The organism is Streptomyces sp. NPDC006174, from assembly GCF_040614075.1.
GTDB lineage: Bacteria > Actinomycetota > Actinomycetes > Streptomycetales > Streptomycetaceae > Streptomyces.
The window spans coordinates 385,485-402,874 of the sequence record NZ_JBEXTJ010000001.1 but is presented as its reverse complement, the minus strand read 5'-3'; the positions used below and the strand labels follow the sequence as shown (position 1 = coordinate 402,874).

Here is a 17,390-nt window from a genome sequence, read left to right as displayed (position 1 = left end):
CGGAGGGGGCCGAGCCGATGGACGAGCCGCTGCTCCGGTCCCTCATCCCGGGCGTGCTCGGTGTCCTCGTCCGCCGCGGAGCCGATTTCGCGGCGGCCGAGGACGCCGTCCAGGAGGCGTTGATCGAGGCGGTGCGGGTCTGGCCCGACGATCCGCCGCGCGATCCGAAGGCGTGGCTGGTCACCGTGGCCTGGCGGCGGTTCCTGGACGCGACGCGGGCCGAGAGCGCGCGGCGGCGGCGCGAGGACGCGGTGGAGGAGGAGCCGGCTCCCGGGCCCGCCTCCGGCACGGACGACACGCTCCAGCTCTACTTCCTCTGCGCGCATCCTTCGCTGACGCCGTCGTCCGCCGTCGCGCTCACGCTGCGAGCCGTCGGCGGGCTCACCACGCGGCAGATCGCGCAGGCCTATCTGGTGCCCGAGGCGACGATGGCACAGCGCGTCAGCCGGGCCAAGCGGACGGTCTCCGGCGTGCGGTTCGACCGGCCCGGCGATGTCGCCACCGTGCTGCACGTCCTCTACCTGGTCTTCAACGAGGGCTACTCCGGCGACCTGGACCTGGCCGCCGAGGCCATCCGGCTCACGCGGCAGCTCGCGGCCGCGGTCGACCATTCGGAGGTGGCCGGACTGCTCGCTCTGATGCTGCTCCACCACGCCCGACGGGCCGCGCGCACCGGACCTGACGGCAGCCTGGTCCCGCTGGCAGAGCAGGACCGGAGCCGGTGGGACACGGCGGCGATCGCCGAAGGCGTGGAGATCCTCCAGGCGGCGCTGGCCCGGGACCGGCTCGGCGCGTACCAGGCCCAGGCCGCCGTCGCCGCGCTCCACGCCGACGCGCCGACCGCCGCCGAGACCGACTGGGTGCAGATCGTGAAGTGGTACGACGAGCTGTGCCGGCTGACGGAGAGCCCGGTCGTGCGGCTGAACCGTGCGGTGGCGGTGGGTGAGGCGGACGGGCCGCGCGCCGGGCTCGCCGCGCTGGCGGAGGTGGACGGCGCGCTGCCGCGGTACGTGGCGGTCTCCGCGTACCTCCATGAGCGCGACGGCGACCTGGAGACGGCGGCGAAGCTCTACGCCGAGGCCGCTCGGAAAGCGCAGAACGTCGCCGAGCGCGACCATCTGACGCGGCAGGCGGCCCGGCTCAATTCGCTGCCGTAGGACCGCGTGTTCCGTCGGTGACCCGCTCGAGACCGTAGAAGTCCGCCACGCAGCCGCCCGGCCAGTAGCTGGTGCCCGCCTTGCTGAACGGCTCCAGCATGCCGCTGACGACGAGCCGCCGGTACGGCATCACCTGCTCGCCGTCGGCCGCTCCTTGCCTCAGCCGCCGGTCCTGCGCGTCCCACTTCTCCGCGCGGGCCCGCATGGTGGTGTCCAGCTTGAGCAGCGAGACCGCCGGGCCGAAGCAGACCAGCACACAGAGCGCGGCACACACGGCCTTGACCGGTGCCGTACGGCGTACGTGCTGCCGCAGCGCGAGGCCGATGAGCGCTCCGGCCGCGACGAGGAGGACCACGTACAGGAGGAGGTAGTCGTTCCACAGCCGGTTGGCGCTCGGGTCGCTCACGCGGTCCTGGAAGACCGGATACGCGATCACCGTGCAGAGGTAGCCGGAGATGAGGAGCGTGAGGAGGCCGGTCCAGGCGAGGAGGGGCCGGTGGGCCGGTGGTGCGGGAGTGCGGCCGACGTGGTGGGCGTCGCGGGACTCGCCGTCGCGGGACTCGCCGTCGCGGCGCTCGCACAGCAGGCCGAGCAGGACGCCGACCGCCACCGCACCGACGTACTGCCACGTCGTGACCACCTGGACGGTGATCTCCGCGAAGGCGCGCAGCGAGGCGGCGAGCGAGTCCGGTGCGAGCAGCGAGGTGGTCTCGGCGCCGAACCGTTCGCGACGGCGGAGCGAGCCCGGGGAGGTGATGAGGACGAGCGCGCCCGCCACCGTTCCGGCGAGGCCCGCCACACACCAGCGGCGGACGAACGAGCGGGAAGACGCGGGAACGGTCCGGCCGCTGAGCAGCAGCGCGGCCAGCAGCACCACCGCCATCACGACCGCCGTCTCCTCGGAGAGTGTGGCGACGAAGGCGCCCGCGAACAGCGCGACGGCGAGCGCTAAGCCTCTGCCGCGACGCGTACGGGCGAGCAGCAGCGGGATCAGCGCGGCGCAGGCGAGGACCGGCGGCACGGTGTGCGAGACGGAGGCGGCGGGCCAGTAGAACGTCTTGTACGTGTTCGGCGTGACGAACAGGAAGGCGGCGGTCACCATCGCCGCGACCAGCAACGGCAGCCCGCGCGGCACCGTGAGGCCGGCCCGGCGCACCGCGAGCGCCGTCACCGACCAGAGGACGGCGAGGATCAGGAGGCCGCTGACGGCCGGGTACCACTGGTGTCCGGCCAGCTGGAACTTCGCGTAGGCGCCGACCAGGAGCGCGTTGGCGACGCGGCCGTTGTCGTCGAGGTAGAACGTGCCGACCAGGCCGGAGATGCCGTCGTCCCGGACGACCGGGAGGAAGCACCAGTCGTCGGCGCCGGGCCGCACCCACCGGCCGAACCAGGAGGCGGCGGCGAGGAGGGCCAGCGGCGGGAGAGTGAGGACGCTGAGCCAGAGCGTGGTTCTCGGCCGGGTGCGAGGCGGAGGTGGCTGGTGGTCCGGGCCGGCGTTCGGTGTGGTCGTGTTGCGGGTCTCCTCGGTCATCGCTTCTCGCCGGTCCTCGGTGCGAGCGTCCGGTCCGCCATCGGGCGTGCGGTCAGCGGCTGTTGCTTCGCCGGGCTCTCCGGACTCTCCGTCACAGCGGCCTCCGCCGGCTCCGTGCGGCGGCGGCCCGACATGATCGCCCAGCGCGCCAGCAGGAACGAGAGCGGCGTGACGACGATCCCGGCCGCCAGCGCGGCGAGGTTCTTGTCCATGCCGAGAACGGTGACCGCGCCGTAGAGCAGTGCTCCGGACGCCACCAGGTTGGCCAGGCTGGAGACCGGATAGCGGACGAACGCGCGCCAGGTCGGCCGCGTCCGGCAGGTGACGTACGAGTTGAGCAGGAACGAGCAGACGATGCTGACCGTGTAGCCGAGGACATGGGCCGCGAGGTACGGGATCCAGCGGTTCAGCGACGCGTAGACGGCCAGGTAGACGGCGGTGTTGACGCAGCCGATGAGGACGAAGCTGCCGAACTGGCGTGCCGTACGCGTCCGTGGAGAGGTGCCGCTCGCGACCGGCCCGTCCGGCTCGCCGATGATCAGCGGCGCGGCCGGCAGGCGGCGCTCCGGCAGGCTTCGGCAGGTCGCGTCGGTCTCGCGCACCACGTACGGCGGTCGGTGCTTCGCCTCGTGGTAGATCCGGCCCACGTACTCGCCGATGACTCCGAGCGTGACCAGCTGGATGCCGCTGAGCGCGACGACGGCGGTGAGGAGGGTCGCGTAGCCAGGTGTGTCCGCACCGTGCAGAACGACGGTGATCACCGTCCACAGCGCGTACGCCAGAGCCGAGACGAAGACCCAGAAGCCGGTGTAGATGGCGAGGCGGAGCGGACGGTTGTTGAAGGAGAGCAGTCCGTCGATGCCGTAGTTGAGCAGCCGCCGGCTGCCCCACTTCGACCGGCCGGCCACGCGCTCGCTGTTGCGGTAGCGGAAGCTGACCGTGTCGAAGCCGATCCAGGAGAAGATCCCTTTGGAGAACCGGTTGCTCTCCGGCAGCGAGAGGACGCTCTCCACGGCCCGCCGCGACAGCAGCCGGAAGTCGCCGGAACCGTCGATCAGCTCCACGTCCATGCACCGCCGCACCAAGGCGTAGTACGTGTGGCTCAGCGTGGAGCGCACCACGCCTTCGCCGGTCCGGTCGCGGCGCGGGATGACCTGGTCGTAGCCGTGGCGGTGGAGTTCGAGCATGCGCGGGATCAGCTCCGGCGGGTGCTGGAGGTCGGCGTCCATGATGACCACCGCCGCACCGCGTGACATGCGCAGACCGGCGAGCATGGCGGCCTCCTTGCCGAAGTTGCGGCTGAAGGCGGTGTAGTGGACGCGCTCGTCGCGCCCGGCGAGAGCGGCGAGGAGTTCGCGGGTGGCGTCGCCGCTGCCGTCGTCCACGTAACAGATCTCGAACGGCATGGAGAGCCCTTCGAGGACGGTGAGCAGCTCGGTGTGGAAGGCGCCGAGCACCTCGGCCTCGTTGAAGCACGGCACGACGACGGAGAGCTGAAGACCGGTCATCTGACATCTCCAGGCTGCGGCCGGGTCACCCACGTGGGGCCTGTCTTGTTGCTTTTTATCTACATTTGCCCATGCCGTAGGAGGAGGCCGTGGCTTCCGAGCCCGGACGCGCGGGCCGCCGCGGCCTTTCATCCGAACAGCGCAGACGCGTCGGGAGGCGGTTGAGAGGCCGTCGCGAAGCCGTCGAGAGGTTGTCGCGAAAGCCGTCGGGAAGCCGCCGGAAGGTCGTCGCGAAAGCCGTCGGGAGGGGTGCCGAGGCGGTGTGCGGCGGCTCCGGTCGCGAGCACCGAAACTCGGACATAGCCTCACGAACGTGACGCCATCCGTGGACCGCATCCGGAGCGCCGGACCCGGCCGGGCTCTGCTCGGCGGGCCGCTCGCCGCGCTCCTCGCCGCGCTCGTCGCCGTGTGCTGGATCGCCGGGCCCGCGGCCGTGGACGCGCGTGCGGAGGACCCGGTGGAGCTCTCCCGGGACGGCCAGATCACCGACCGGGTCGGCGCGCTCCAGGACCGGGACGCCGCCGTGGAGGACGCGCTCGACCGGCTCTACGCGGAGCGGCGGATCCAGCTCTTCGTGGTGTACGTACGCGATTTCTCCGGGCGCTCCGGCCAGACCTGGAGCGACGAGACCGCCGACCGCAACGGGCTCGGCCAGGACGATGTGCTGCTCTCCGTCGCCACGCACGACCGGCAGTACGCCTACTCCGTGGACGCGGATTCCGAGCTGACCGACGAGCAGCTGCGCGAGGTGGCGTCCACCGCGATCGAACCCGCGCTGCGGGAGAACGACTGGGCGGGCGCGGCGATCGGTGCGGCGGACGGATACGCCTCCGTCCTGGCCGGGCGCCCGGCGACCGCTCCGGCCATCACACCGGGCCCGTCCGATCCCGGAACCGGCGCCTCCGGCCCTTCCGGCGCCGGTGACTTCATCCTGCCGGTGGTGGTGGTCACAGGCGCCGGAGCGCTCGCCGTGTTCGCGTACTCCCGGCGCAAGCGCCGCTCCACGACCCGCACCACTCCGGCGGCGTCCGGCTGGGGACGGCCGGCGGAGGCAGGGAGTGCGCCGGAGCCGCCGGTGCCGCTGGAGGAATTGGACGCGCGGGCGAAGCAGGTGCTGGTGGACACCGATGACGCGGTCCGTACCAGCGAGGAGGAACTCGGCTTCGCGACGGCCCAGTTCGGCGAGGAGGCGGCGAAGCCGTTCACCAAGGCGGTCGCGCGGGCCAAGGACGAGCTGACCCGGTCGTTCCGGTTGCGCCAGCAGCTCGATGACGCCTTTCCGGAGGACGACGCGACCCGCCGCCGGATGCTGGAGGAGATCCTCAGCCGGTGCGCGGCCGCCGACGAGGGGCTCGACGCGGTGGCGGAGGACTTCGACCGGCTGCGCGCTCTGGAACGCGACGCTCCGGAGGCGCTGGCCACGCTGGAGACCACGTTCTCCACGCTCACCGGACGCGTGTCGGGGGCCGAGGCGACGGTGGCGGAGATGCGGGAGCGGTACGGGGACGGGACCGCCGCGCCGGTCGCGGGCGCCGTGGAGCAGGCGAAGGACCGGCTCGCCTTCGCCAAGTCCGCTCTCGACCAGGCCCGCCAGGCGGTCGAGACCGCCGACCATTCACGGGCCGCCGTCTACATCCGGGCCGCCGAAGGCGCGGTCGGCCAGGCGGGCACGCTGATCGACGCGGTGGACCGGCGCGCCGCCGAGCCGGCCGAGGCGTCCGGCAAGCTGCCCGCCGCGCTCACCGAGACGGAGACCGACCTCGCCGACGCGCGCGGCCTCCTCGAAGGCACCGCGCCGGCCACCTCCACCGCCGACCTCCGGGGCCGGATCGCCCGCGCGGAGGCCGTACTCACCGACGTACGGGAGGCGATGGCGGCAGGCCCGTACGACCCGGTCGACGCGCTGCGCCGGGTGGAGGAGGCCGATGCGGCGCTGGACGAGGCGCTCGCCGGAGCGCGGGAGCGGGAGGAGGGCGGACGGCGGGCCCGCTCGCTCCTGGACCAGGCGCTGCTCACCGCCCGCTCCGCGATCGCCGCGGCCGCCGACTACATCACCACCACCCGCGGCGCGGTCGGCGCCGCGGCCCGCACGCGGCTCGCGGAGGCCCAGCGGCGCTACGAGCAGGCGGGAGCGCTGGCCGAACGTGACGCGCAGGCCGCCTTGGCCGAGGCCCAGCAGGCGGACGCGCTGGCCCGGCAGGCACTGAGCCTCGCCGAGCAGGACGTACGCGGCTTCCAGGGCCCGGGAGGACCGGGAGGCTTCGGCGGGTCGCGAGGTGGCGGTGGGATGGGCGGGGCCGTGCTCGGCGGGATCATCCTCGGCGGGCTGTTCGGCGGCGGAGGCGGGCGGGGCGGAGGCTACGGAGGGGGTTACGGAGGCGGCTTCGGCGGAGGGTTCGGAGGCGGTGGCCGGTCCGGCGGGTTCGGTGGTGGGCCCGGCAGCTTCGGCGGAGGCGGCACGCGGGGACGGCGGGGCGGAGGCGGCCGCTTCTGAACGACCGGCAGCACCACAGCCCGAACCATCTCGACTTCCAAGGAGCCGTGCCATGACCAAGCAGACCATCCTCGGCCGCGTCACCCAGCTCGCCAAGGCCAACATCAACGCCGTGCTCGACCAGGCGGAGGACCCGCAGAAGATGCTGGACCAGCTGATCCGCGACTACACCAGCAACATCGCCGAGGCCGAGCAGGCGGTCGCCGCCACCATCGGCAACCTCCGGCTGATGGAGCAGGACCACACGGAGGACGTGGAGGCGGCGGCCGAGTGGGGTTCGAAGGCGCTGGCAGCCAGCCGGAAGGCCGACGAACTGCGCGGGGCCGGGTCGGTGGCGGAGGCGGACAAGTTCGACAACCTGGCCAAGGTGGCGCTCGGTCGGCAGCTCCAGTCGGAGCAGGAGGCGAAGACGGCCGAGCCGACGATCGCCTCGCAGACCGAGGTGGTGGCCAAGCTCAAGACCGGGCTCGACCAGATGAAGGCCAAGCTCTCCGAGCTGAAGGCCAAGCGGGACGAGCTGGTGGCGCGCGCCAGGTCCGCACAGGCGCAGAACCAGATGATGGACGCCGTGAAGGACATCGACGTGCTCGATCCGACGAGCGAGCTGAGCCGCTTCGAGGACAAGGTGCGGCGCGAGGAGGCTCGGGCCTTGGGCAAGCAGGAGCTGGCCGCCTCCTCGCTGGACGCGCAGTTCGAGCAGCTGGACAGCCTGGGCGCCGGCGCCGAGGTGGAGGCGCGCCTGGCGGCCCTGAAGTCGGGGTCCTCGTAACCGGTCGTAGCTCCTGAAGTCAGGCTCCACGCAACCGGTCAGTACATGCTCAGGAGCTGCTCCACGGAGAGTTCGGCGGCCGGTGCACCGGTCGGCAGGGCCAGTTCGAACCAGACGGTCTTGCCGCGCGGCGTGCGGCGCGAGCCCCAGGCGGCGCTGAGCAGGCCGACCAGCTGGAGGCCGCGCCCGCCTTCGTCGGTGTCGCGGGCCCGGCGGCGGCGCGGCTGGACGAGTCCGGCGTCCCACACCTCGCAGACCAGGGTCCGGTCGCGCAGGAGCCGGAGCCGGATCTCGCCTTCGCCGTACCGCAGCGCGTTGGTGACCAGCTCGCTGACGAGGAGTTCGGTGGTGTCGACCAGGTCGTCCAGGTCCCAGGCCATGAGCTGCGAGCGGGCCAGCTCGCGTGCGCGGCCCACCGAACGGGGTTCGCGCGGCAGCCGCCAGTCTCCGACGGCCTCCTCCGGCAGGCCCTGGATGCGGGCCATCAGCAGCGCGATGTCGTCCTCGCCGTGGCGGGTGTCGAGCGTGGAGAGGACGAAGTCGCAGGCGTCCTCCAACGGCATCTGCGGCCCGGTGAGCACCGAGCGCAGCGCGTCCAGGCCCTCGTCGAGCGGCTGGTCGCGGGATTCGACGAGTCCGTCGGTGTAGAGGGTGAGCAGCGCGTTCTCGGCCAGCTCCACCTCCACCTCCTCGAACGGCTCGCCGCCGACGCCGAGCGGCATTCCCGGCGGTACGTCGATGAGCCGGGCGGGCCGGCCGGGCTCGACCACGGCCGGCGGGAGGTGGCCGGCGTTGGCGAACGTACAGCGCCGGGTGACCGGGTCGTAGACCGCGTACACACAGGTCGCCAGATACACCTCGGAGAGGTCCGCCTCGCGGGACTTCTGGGCTGCGCGGGAGGGCCACTGGGCGCCTCCGCTGCCGCCGAGCCCTTCGCTGCGCTCGCCGCCGCCCGGTGAGCCGAGGCCGCGTGCGACCTCGTCCAGGGCGGAGAGCACTTCGGCGGGTTCCAGGTCGAGGAGGGCCAGCGTCCTTACGGCGGTGCGGAGTTCGCCCATGGCGACGGCGGCGCGCAGGCCTCGGCCCATGACGTCGCCGACGACCAGCGCGGTGCGGTGTCCTGGCAGCTCGATGACGTCGAACCAGTCGCCGCCGACCTCGGTGGCGGTGTTGCCGGGGAGGTAGCGGCAGGCGATGTCGAGTCCGGCGGCCTCGGGGTCGCCGGGCGGCAGGAGGCTGCGCTGGAGGATCAGGGCGCGTTCGTGCTCGCGGCGGTAGAGGCGGGCGTTGTCGATGCAGACGGCGGCGCGGGCGGCCAGCTCGGTGGCCAGCGCCCGGTCGCGCTCGCCGAACGGCTCGCTCCCTTTCGTACGGGAGAACTGGACGAGGCCGACGACGGTGTCGTGCGCGACCATCGGCACGGCGAGCGTCGACTGCACGAACCCCATGTCGTCGCCGGGCACCGCCTCCACATGGCCCGAGCGCAGCGCGGTGGCGCACGGCGAGCCGAACGGGAAGCGGTGGACGGAGCCGAGCGCGGGCGGCAGGTCGTCCGGGCCCGGCGCGCCGCTGCCGGCCACGGCGGTCGGCAGGGCGTCGGCGACGGCGCTGGCGTGGGCGACCCGGCGCAGCTCCGCCGAACCGCCGGCGGACTCGCGGTGGGCGGGTCCCCAGGAGCCGGGCGCGGCCTCCTCGCCGGTGAGCAGGCCCTGGTAGAGGTCGACGGTGGCCAGGTCGCAGAAGCCCGGGACGGCCACGTCGAGCAGCTCGCGCGCGGTGGTCTCCAGGTCGAGCGAGTTGCCGATACGGGCGCTGGCCTCGTTGAGGAGGGCCAGGTTGCGGCGGGCGCTGGCGGCCTCGCGGGCGGCGATGTGGCGGCGGGTGACATCGGTGGCGAGGCCCGCGACGCCGACGGGCCGGCCGGAGCCGCTGTGCACCCGGTAGAGGTTCATGGACCAGTGGCGGCGGCCGGTCTCGCCGGGCGTGGGGCCGACCAGCTGGAGGTCGGTGACGGACTCGCCGGTCTGCAGGACGCGTTTGAGCGTGGCGGCCAGCCGGTCGGCCTCCGGGCCGGGGAGGTAGTCGTCGACCGTGCGGCCCCGGTGGTCGTCGGCGGCTCCGCCGAAGACGGTCGCGAAGCGCTGGTTGGCGCGGACGACGGTGAAGTCCGTACCGAACAGCACGAAGCCGAACGGAGATTGGCCGAATATGGCCTGCGAGGCGGCGAGGTCCGTCTCGATCCTGCGCAACGCGCGGACGTCCACGACGATACAGAGCGCGGCCCGCTCACCGTCCGCTGTCTCACTGGGCATCACATAGACCTCGGCGAGCCCGTGCGCACCACCCTCGCCCGGCATCCGGAACGGGACGAGGCCCGTCCACTCCTTGCCGTCCAGGATCTCGCCGACTCTCCGGTGGCCGTCGATGCGCAGCTCGGCAGGCATGAAGGCCTCGACCGGGTCGCGGCCGATCGCCACGTCGGCGGCCATGCCGAAGAGGCCGGCGGCCCGGCGGCTCCACTGCTCGATCAGACCGTCGGCCCCGATCGAGAAGGAGGCGACCCTGATGTAGTCGTAGATCGAGCCGGGCGGACTGCTCTGCCACACGACGTCGCCCGTTGTCCCAGGTATTTCGCTCACGCGACCGTCCCCTCCAGCTCACACACCGGACCGGTCCTGCCCGCAGTATTCAGCACTACGGCCCCGACCGACACGGCGTTCACGATCACAGCAAGGTCTCAGTCCCTTTCAGCCAGGTCCTGCCCGACCTCTGGTGATCGCTGTGCGTCCCACCCCACTCCTAACCAGGGAGAGCGAGCTCGAACCACACCGTCTTGCCGCTCTTTCCGCGACGAGTCCCCCAGCGACGTGCGGAACAGGCCACGAGCTGCAGTCCCCGGCCACCTTCGTCGTCGGGTCCCGCACTGCGTTCGGTGGGTGGATCCGGAAGCGGATCGGAGACTTCCACCAGCAGTCCGGGGGCGGCGGACGGGCGGTCGGCGGTACGGGGACGGTCGGTGGCGGCGAGCCGGAGGTCGGTGGAGAAGTCTCCGGTCAGCTCGCCGGATCCGTTGCTCCCGGCGGCCGGCTGGGTGCGCTCGAGCCGTACGCCGATGGGGCCGGAGGCGTACCGCAGGGAGTTGGTGACCAGCTCGCTGACCAGCAGAACCGTCAGGTCACCGACCGCCGTGTCCAGGCCCCAGCAGTCCAGGGCGTCACGGACGGCGTGCCGGGCGCTGCGCACGGAACCCGGTTCGGCCGGGAAGGTCCACTCGGCGCAGTCACCTTCGGTCTCGATCACGCCGATCACTTCCCGGGGCCGGCCACGGACTCACCCCACAGAAAAATGGGGACAAAAAGCCCATACCCACCATTTATGGCTTACTACCGCGCAGCGCGGCGTTTGGTGCAGACGGGCGTACCGGGTCGCGGCCGCCACAGGCCTCGGATCAGCGGAGTTCGCCCGCGGCCGCCAGGTCGTCGAAGAGCAGCTGGTCCACCGGCGGCACGAGCGGGCGGTCGGCGTAGGAGAACCACGCCACCTCCTCGATCTCGCTGCTCGCGGCCAGGACGCCGCGATGGTCGGCGTAGTAGCAGCTCATACGTACGAGGGGGGCGCCGGGACCGTCATGGGCGTGCGCCTCGTACGTACCGGCGTGGACGACGGTCTCCGGGATCAGGCCGACCGTCAGCTCCTCCTCGATCTCGCGCAGGAGCGTCTCCAGGTCGGTCTCGGCGCCTTCGCGCTTGCCGCCCGGGATGTAGAAGACGTCCTTGCCCTGCGGCCGGGCACAGAGGATCCTGCCGTCCTCGATCAGCACCCAGGCCACCGTGTCGATCAGCACCGCCATCACCGCTCCGTCCTCGCTCGCCTCGTCCGGAACGCTCCGACCGGACGGGCGGGACCCTACCGCCTGCGCGGCAGGGTCCTGGAAGACCTCGGCGGGGCTTCAGACCCTCAGGCCCGGCCGCCCTGTCCCACGCGCTCCACCCGGTACACCTGGCGGTGCTTGCGGTCGTCGAGGCCGTCGGCGACCTTCTGCGCCTCGTCCTGCGTGGCGTATCTGCCGACGCGATAGCGGTTGCCACCGTCGTCCTGCCGTATCACCAGCCACGGGAGCACGGCACCGCTGTCGCTCATCGTGTCGCTCCCCCACATGTCGCCCCTCTTTCCACCGACGTACGCGACACCGACGTACACAACACCGGCGTGCGCGCCTCTAAGGATCCCCAGGAAACCGCAGTGCGCATATGCCCGAGCGTACGCCTGACCTTCACTCAGCGCAGGCGTCTTTGCACAAAGAGATACACATCCGGCCATGACGAAGGGGGCGCATCCGCCGGATGCGCCCCCTTCTCGACCTCATCGTCCCTGCTCGCGAAGGAGCGGAACAACCCGACGGGGCGTCAACTCATCTGACCGGCAAGTGATAAGCGACCCGATAGCGGTCGGCGGGCACCACCACGTCCGCGGTCTCCACCGCGCGCCCCGAGGCGTAGTACGTGCGGCCGATCACGATGACCACATGGCCAGGCACCCCGCCGAGCGCCAGCAGCTCCTCCGCGAGCCCGGGCCGCGCGCCGACCTCCTCGGCCACGTTGTCCACGACGATGTCGATCGCCGCCATCCGGTCGACCACACCGCAGCCGCCCAGCGGACCCTCCTCAGGAAGCATCACCGGCGTACGCCCGGTGACAGAGAGGGGCTCCCAGGAGGTGGAGAGCATGATCGGCTCGCCCGCCTCGCGGAACACGTAATGCGTCCGCATGACCCGGTCGCCCGGCTCGATGCCGAGCCGCTCGGCCACCTCGGCGCTCGCTCCCTCCTGCTCGCTGCGGGACTCCCAGGTCCCGCGCACGCCGTCGGCCGTCTGCTCCTGGCGGAACGGACTGGCGCCTTTCTCCGGGCGGTATCCGGACCGGGCGATCATGCGGGGGACGGGACGCTCGCGCACGTACGTACCGGAGCCGGAGCGGCCCTCGACCAGCCCCTCGGCCATCAGGACCTTGCGCGCCTCTAGGGCGACGGTGTCCGAGACCCCGTACTCCTCCCGGATCCGGGCCTGCGACGGCAGGCGGGTATGGGGCGGCAGCGCGCCGTTCACGATCTTCTCCCGCAGATCGCTCGCCACGCGCAGATAGGCGGGCTGCTCACCGAAAGTCACAGGCCACTCCCAACAGGTTGACAGTCTGCAACAGCCTGACAACCGTGGGTTGCACACCGCAAGCATGGGCCAGGGTTTCACTCAATGTGATGACGCTGAAGCGGATCACGCATGGATCGGCCGACGACACCAGAGCGCTTACCGGCCAATCCCTGCCCCGGACGCCGGCGATCGACACGGCCGAAACGGCCCACAACTCCCCACCCCTTGACCGTTTTTGGTCCAGACCAATACCTTCCTGTGCACAGCACGGCTCCACACACCCCCTCCGCATCCGTACGTCCCTCCCGCACCGGATCACGCACAGGAACGAGCCTCATGCCCCGAAGAAACCTGTCCCGCCTGACCATCGCGGGCGTCACCTTCGCCCTGCTGGCGAGTGCCGCCCCCGCCGCCGTGGCCGGCCCGGACCGTGGCCAGAGCCAGGGCGACCGCTCCAAGGGCCACCACCGGCCCGCGTACAAGAACATCGGCTACTTCACCCAATGGGGCGTCTACGGACGCGACTTCCAGGTCAACGACCTGCAGACCAGCGGGAGCGCGGCCAAGCTGACCCACATCAACTACGCCTTCGGCAACGTCAGCGCCGAAGGCAAGTGCTTCACCGGCAACGTCGCCGGCCAGGCCGACGCCTGGGCGGACTACGCCCGTCCGCTCGACGCCGCGAACTCGGTGGACGGCGTCGCCGACTCCGACACCCAGCCGCTCGCGGGCAACTTCAACCAGCTCCGCAAGCTGAAGGCCAAGAACCCCGGCCTCAAGGTCATGATCTCGCTCGGCGGCTGGAGCTGGTCCACGCACTTCTCCGACTCGGTGCGCACGGCGGCCTCCCGCAAGGCGCTCGTCGCCTCCTGCATCGACCTGTACATCAAGGGCAACCTGCCGGTGGACGGCGCACGCGGCGGCCAGGGCGCGGCGGCCGGTGTCTTCGACGGTATCGACGTCGACTGGGAGTGGCCCGGTTCGGCGGCCAACGAGGGCACCGTCTTCCGGCCGGAGGACAAGAAGAACTTCACGGCCCTGATCAGCGAGTTCCGCGTCCAGCTCGACGCGTACGCCAAGAGCCAGGCCAAGGCGAAGGCCGCGCGGTCCGCCAAGGGCAAGGGCCACGGCCACCACAAGCCGAAGCCGATCCACTACGACCTGTCGGCGTACGTCCCCGCCAACCCGAAGGCGATCGACGCGGGCTTCGACGTGAAGCGGCTCATGAAGGACTTCGACTTCGTCAACCTTCAGGGCTACGACTACCACGTGTCGGGTGAGAAGAAGACGGCCCAGCAGTCGGCGCTCTACGCGAAGAACGACTTCAGCGTCGACCAGACCGTGCGGGACTGGATCAAGCGCGGCGCGCCCAAGCACAAGCTCGTGGTCGGCATGCCGACGTACGGGCAGGGCTGGACCGGAGTGAGCGGCGGCGGCAACGGCCTCGGCCAGCCGGCCACCGGCCCGGCTCCGGCCACCTGGGCCGACGGCTACGAGGACTACAAGGTCCTCAAGAAGCTGGCCGAGTCCGGCGCGTTCAAGGTCCACCGCGACACGAAGAACGGGCACGCCTGGCTCTTCGACGGGACCACGCTGTGGACGTACGACGACCCGCAGGTGCTGCGCGCCAAGACCTCGTACATCCGGGACAAGGGCCTGGGCGGCGCGATGTTCTGGTCGCTGGACGGGGACACGGACAACGGTGAGCTGGTGACCGCCGTGGACCGCGGCCTCAACCGGCGGTAGCGGAAACAAGGTTGGGGCGGTCGCCTGGTGCGACCGCCCCAACGTCATGTCACCGCTTCAGTACCGCTTCACCGGGCTCAGAACTGCAGAGCCCAGCTGTTGATCCGGCCGGTGTCGGCCCGCGCGTTGTCGGCGACCCGGAGCTTCCAGGTGCCGTTGGCGACGACGGAGGAGGCGTTGACCGTGTACGTGGTGACCACGTTGTCGCTGCTGCCGCCGGAGCCGAACGCCTTCAGGTTGAAGACCGTGCCGTTGGGCGCGACCAGGTCGATCTTCAGGTCACCGATGTAGGTGTGCGAGATGTTGACCGGAACCTGCAGCGCGGCCGGGGCGTTGCCGGTGATCCCGGTGACGGTGACCGGCGACTCGACCGTGGAGTTGTCGTTGATCGCGTACCCGGTGGTGTTCTCGAACTTCTTGCCGGGCGGGTTGGTGCTGCCCGCGCCCACGTACAGCAGGCGGTTCGGCGAGCCGGTGCCCGGGTTGCCGACGACGTTCGGCGTGGAGGCCGCGACGAGACCGGCGGAGACCTGGGCGGGGGTCGAGCCCGGGTTGTCGGCGAGGTAGATGGCGGCCGCGCCGGCGACGTGCGGGCTGGCCATCGACGTACCGGAGATGGTGTTCGTGGCGGTGTCGCCGGTGTGCCACGACGAGGTGATCGAGGATCCGGGCGCGAAGATGTCCACGACCGCGCCGAAGTTGGAGAAGCTGGAGCGGGCGTCGGTGTTGGTCGTCGAGCCGACCGTGATGGCGTCGGCGACACGGGCCGGCGACTTGGTGTTCGCGTTGGTCGACTCGTTGCCCGCCGCGACGGCGTACGTGATGCCGGAGTTGATGGACCGCTGCACGGCCGCGTCGAGCACCGAGTCCGCGCCACCGCCGAGGCTCATGTTGGCGACGGCGGGCTTGACGGCGTTGGCCGTCACCCAGTCGATGCCGGCGACGACCTGCGCGGTGGTGCCGGAGCCCTGGTTGTTCAGCACCCGGACGCCGACGATCTTCGCCTTCTTGGCGACGCCGTAGGCGGTGCCGCCGACGGTACCGGCCACGTGCGTGCCGTGGCCGTTGCCGTCCTGCGCCACGTTGTCGTTGTCGATGGCGTCGTAGCCGTTGAAGGCCCGGCCGCCGAAGTCGCTGTGGCTGATCCGTACACCGGTGTCGATGACGTACGCGGTGACGCCCTCGCCGGCCTTGTCCGGATAGGTGTACCGCTGGTCCAGCGGGAGGGCCCGCTGGTCGATGCGGTCCAGGCCCCAGGAGGGCGGGTTGTTCTGGGTGGCGGAGACCGTGAAGGTGCGGTTCTGCGAGACGGACGCGACGGCCGGGTCGGCGGCGAACTTCTTCGCCTCCGCGGCGGTGGCCTCGACCGCGTAGCCGTTGAGGGCCGCGCGGTAGGTCCGCTCGATGGACGCGCCGTACTTCTTCGCGAGGGCCCGGCCCTCGGCGGAGTCCGACTTCGCGGCCGAGTCCTTCAGTGTGACGATGTAGCTGTCGCTGACGGTGCCCGGGGCGCCGGCGTTGAGAACCACGCCTTCGGGAGCGCGCTCGGCCGCGGTCGCCGGGAGGGTGCCGGCGGTGGCGAGGGCTACGGCGGCTGCGGTGGCTGTGACGGTCGCCGCGGCGAGTCTTCGACGTGCATGGGGGGTGTGACGCATCACTGACATGTGAGGGGTCCTCCTCATAGGCGGTGCGCTGGTGGGGGGTGGTGCCGGAGCCGCGCGAGACTCCCGACAGGGGCATGACAAATCAGCGATCCGAACGCCCCGTTTTCTGCGTCGTCCGTGACCGGCATGCCCTGCTGCCAGCGAAAGATTGACCGATCCATGGCAAACCCACAAGGGTGCCTTGGGGCTCGCCATACGCACGCCATTCACCTGCCATATGCCTGACATCCTGGCGACCATGACCACCTACCACTGCCCCCAGGACGGAACCCGCTCCTCCACTTCAGCCCTGACCTGGCGGTGTCCGACCTGCCGGGGCCCGTGGGACCTGGACTTCACACCGGCCTCCGGGCTCGCTCCGCATGTGCTTTCCGGGCGTGCCAATTCACTGTGGCGTTACGAAGAGATCTTGCCGCTCGCCACTCCCTCAGCCTCTCTCGGCGAAGGCCGTACGCCGCTCGTCGCGCTCACGGAGACCGTCTCGGCCAAGCTCGACTACCTGATGCCGACGCTCTCCTTCAAGGACCGGGGCGCGGTGATGCTCGCGGAGCTGGCCCGGCGGCTGGGCCCGGACCGGGTGGTGGCCGACAGCAGCGGCAACGCGGGCACGTCGATCGCCGCCTACTGCGCACGGGCCGGACTGCCGTGCACGGTGTACGTCCCCGAAGGCACATCGGCCAAGAAGACCGAGCAGATCCGGGCCCACGGCGCGGTGCTGGTGACCGTCCCCGGCGGCCGGGAGGCGACGGCGCTGGCGGCCCGCGCGGCGGCGGACGAGCCGGGAGTCTTCTACGCCTCGCATGTCTTCAACCCGTACTTCCTGCATGGCACGAAGACGTACGTGTACGAGCTCTGGGAGGATCTCGGCGGCCGTCTCCCGGACACCCTGGTGGTCCCGGTCGGCAACGGCACGCTGCTCCTCGGCGCGGCCCTCGCCACGGCGGAGCTGCACGCGCTGGGCCTGATCGCGGACCGGCCGCGGCTGGTGGCGGTTCAGGCGGAGGTGGTGTCACCGCTGGCGGCCGCGTTCCGGGCGGAGGCGGAGGATCTGCTGCCGGCCGGTCCTGTGGCCCCGACGCTCGCGGAGGGCATCGCGATCCCGCGTCCGCCGCGCGCACGGCAGATCCTGGCGGCGGTACGGGCCTCGGGCGGCACGTTCCTGACGGTGTCGGAGGACGAGATCCGTGACGCGCAGCGGGACTTGGCGGCGCGCGGGTTCTACGTCGAGACGACGGGCGTGGCGTGCTGGGCGGCGGTGCGGGGTGGCTCGGGGCTGGGGCAGAGGCTGGAGCTGGGGAGCGTGGTGGTGCCGTTGTGCGGGGCGGGGGTGAAGACGGGGATGGCGGGTTGAGGGGATGGCGGGTTGAGGGGATGG

Annotated in this window: 13 protein-coding genes; 5 read left to right on the top strand and 8 right to left on the bottom strand. The window is 71.5% G+C overall.

The window, feature by feature from the left end; genetic code table 11:
• Positions 1 to 17 precede the first annotated feature (17 nt).
• Positions 18 to 1,157: a DUF6596 domain-containing protein gene (locus ABZ267_RS01820; RefSeq protein WP_356747247.1), complete on the top strand. Its 1,140-nt coding sequence runs from the start codon at positions 18 to 20 to the stop codon at positions 1,155 to 1,157.
• Here the strand turns inward: ABZ267_RS01820 and ABZ267_RS01815 are convergent.
• Complete coding sequence (locus ABZ267_RS01815; RefSeq protein WP_356746930.1) at positions 1,141 to 2,688, bottom strand: DUF6056 family protein; 1,548 nt, start codon at positions 2,686 to 2,688, stop codon at positions 1,141 to 1,143. The two genes, ABZ267_RS01820 and ABZ267_RS01815, sit on opposite strands and share 17 nt — an antisense overlap.
• A complete protein-coding gene (locus ABZ267_RS01810; protein WP_356746931.1) occupies positions 2,685 to 4,196 on the bottom strand; it encodes a glycosyltransferase in 1,512 nt (503 codons plus the stop codon). Before ABZ267_RS01810 ends, ABZ267_RS01815 begins: the two co-directional genes overlap by 4 nt.
• A 325-nt stretch (positions 4,197 to 4,521) precedes the next feature.
• On the opposite strand from ABZ267_RS01810, the gene ABZ267_RS01805 reads away from it, so the two are divergent.
• Both ABZ267_RS01805 and ABZ267_RS01800 read left to right on the top strand, forming a co-directional pair.
• Entirely contained in the window at positions 4,522 to 6,690 is a 2,169-nt protein-coding gene (locus tag ABZ267_RS01805; RefSeq protein ID WP_356747249.1) for a TPM domain-containing protein, read from the top strand.
• A 52-nt stretch (positions 6,691 to 6,742) separates the two neighbouring features.
• On the top strand, positions 6,743 to 7,459 hold the full coding sequence (locus tag ABZ267_RS01800) for a PspA/IM30 family protein (RefSeq protein ID WP_356746932.1): 717 nt from the start codon (positions 6,743 to 6,745) through the stop codon (positions 7,457 to 7,459).
• Between the two features lie 38 nt (positions 7,460 to 7,497).
• Here ABZ267_RS01800 and ABZ267_RS01795 read toward each other — a convergent pair whose 3' ends face one another.
• The 5 genes from ABZ267_RS01795 to ABZ267_RS01775 all read right to left on the bottom strand — a co-directional run bounded on the left by ABZ267_RS01795 (position 7,498) and on the right by ABZ267_RS01775 (position 12,623).
• Positions 7,498 to 10,065: a SpoIIE family protein phosphatase gene (locus ABZ267_RS01795; RefSeq protein ID WP_356747251.1), complete on the bottom strand. Its 2,568-nt coding sequence runs from the start codon at positions 10,063 to 10,065 to the stop codon at positions 7,498 to 7,500.
• A gap of 193 nt (positions 10,066 to 10,258) precedes the next feature.
• Positions 10,259 to 10,768 (bottom strand): ATP-binding protein, encoded by a 510-nt coding sequence (locus ABZ267_RS01790; RefSeq protein WP_356746933.1) that lies wholly within the window; start codon positions 10,766 to 10,768, stop codon positions 10,259 to 10,261.
• 139 nt (positions 10,769 to 10,907) lie between these two features.
• On the bottom strand, positions 10,908 to 11,312 hold the full coding sequence (locus ABZ267_RS01785; RefSeq protein ID WP_356746934.1) for an NUDIX domain-containing protein: 405 nt from the start codon (positions 11,310 to 11,312) through the stop codon (positions 10,908 to 10,910).
• Positions 11,313 to 11,416: 104 nt separating this feature from the next.
• Complete coding sequence (locus ABZ267_RS01780) at positions 11,417 to 11,617, bottom strand: SPOR domain-containing protein (protein ID WP_356746935.1); 201 nt, start codon at positions 11,615 to 11,617, stop codon at positions 11,417 to 11,419.
• A gap of 253 nt (positions 11,618 to 11,870) precedes the next feature.
• Positions 11,871 to 12,623, bottom strand: a complete 753-nt coding sequence (locus ABZ267_RS01775; RefSeq protein WP_356746936.1) for a GntR family transcriptional regulator — start codon at positions 12,621 to 12,623, stop codon at positions 11,871 to 11,873.
• 318 nt (positions 12,624 to 12,941) lie between these two features.
• On the opposite strand from ABZ267_RS01775, the gene ABZ267_RS01770 reads away from it, so the two are divergent.
• On the top strand, positions 12,942 to 14,351 hold the full coding sequence (locus ABZ267_RS01770; RefSeq protein WP_356746938.1) for a glycoside hydrolase family 18 protein: 1,410 nt from the start codon (positions 12,942 to 12,944) through the stop codon (positions 14,349 to 14,351).
• 77 nt (positions 14,352 to 14,428) lie between these two features.
• Here ABZ267_RS01770 and ABZ267_RS01765 read toward each other — a convergent pair whose 3' ends face one another.
• Positions 14,429 to 16,015, bottom strand: coding sequence for a S8 family serine peptidase (locus ABZ267_RS01765; protein ID WP_356746940.1), 1,587 nt, complete (start codon positions 16,013 to 16,015; stop codon positions 14,429 to 14,431).
• A gap of 238 nt (positions 16,016 to 16,253) precedes the next feature.
• Between ABZ267_RS01765 and ABZ267_RS01760 the strand changes: the two genes are divergently transcribed.
• Entirely contained in the window at positions 16,254 to 17,366 is a 1,113-nt protein-coding gene (locus tag ABZ267_RS01760; protein ID WP_356746942.1) for a threonine synthase, read from the top strand.
• Positions 17,367 to 17,390 lie beyond the last annotated feature (24 nt).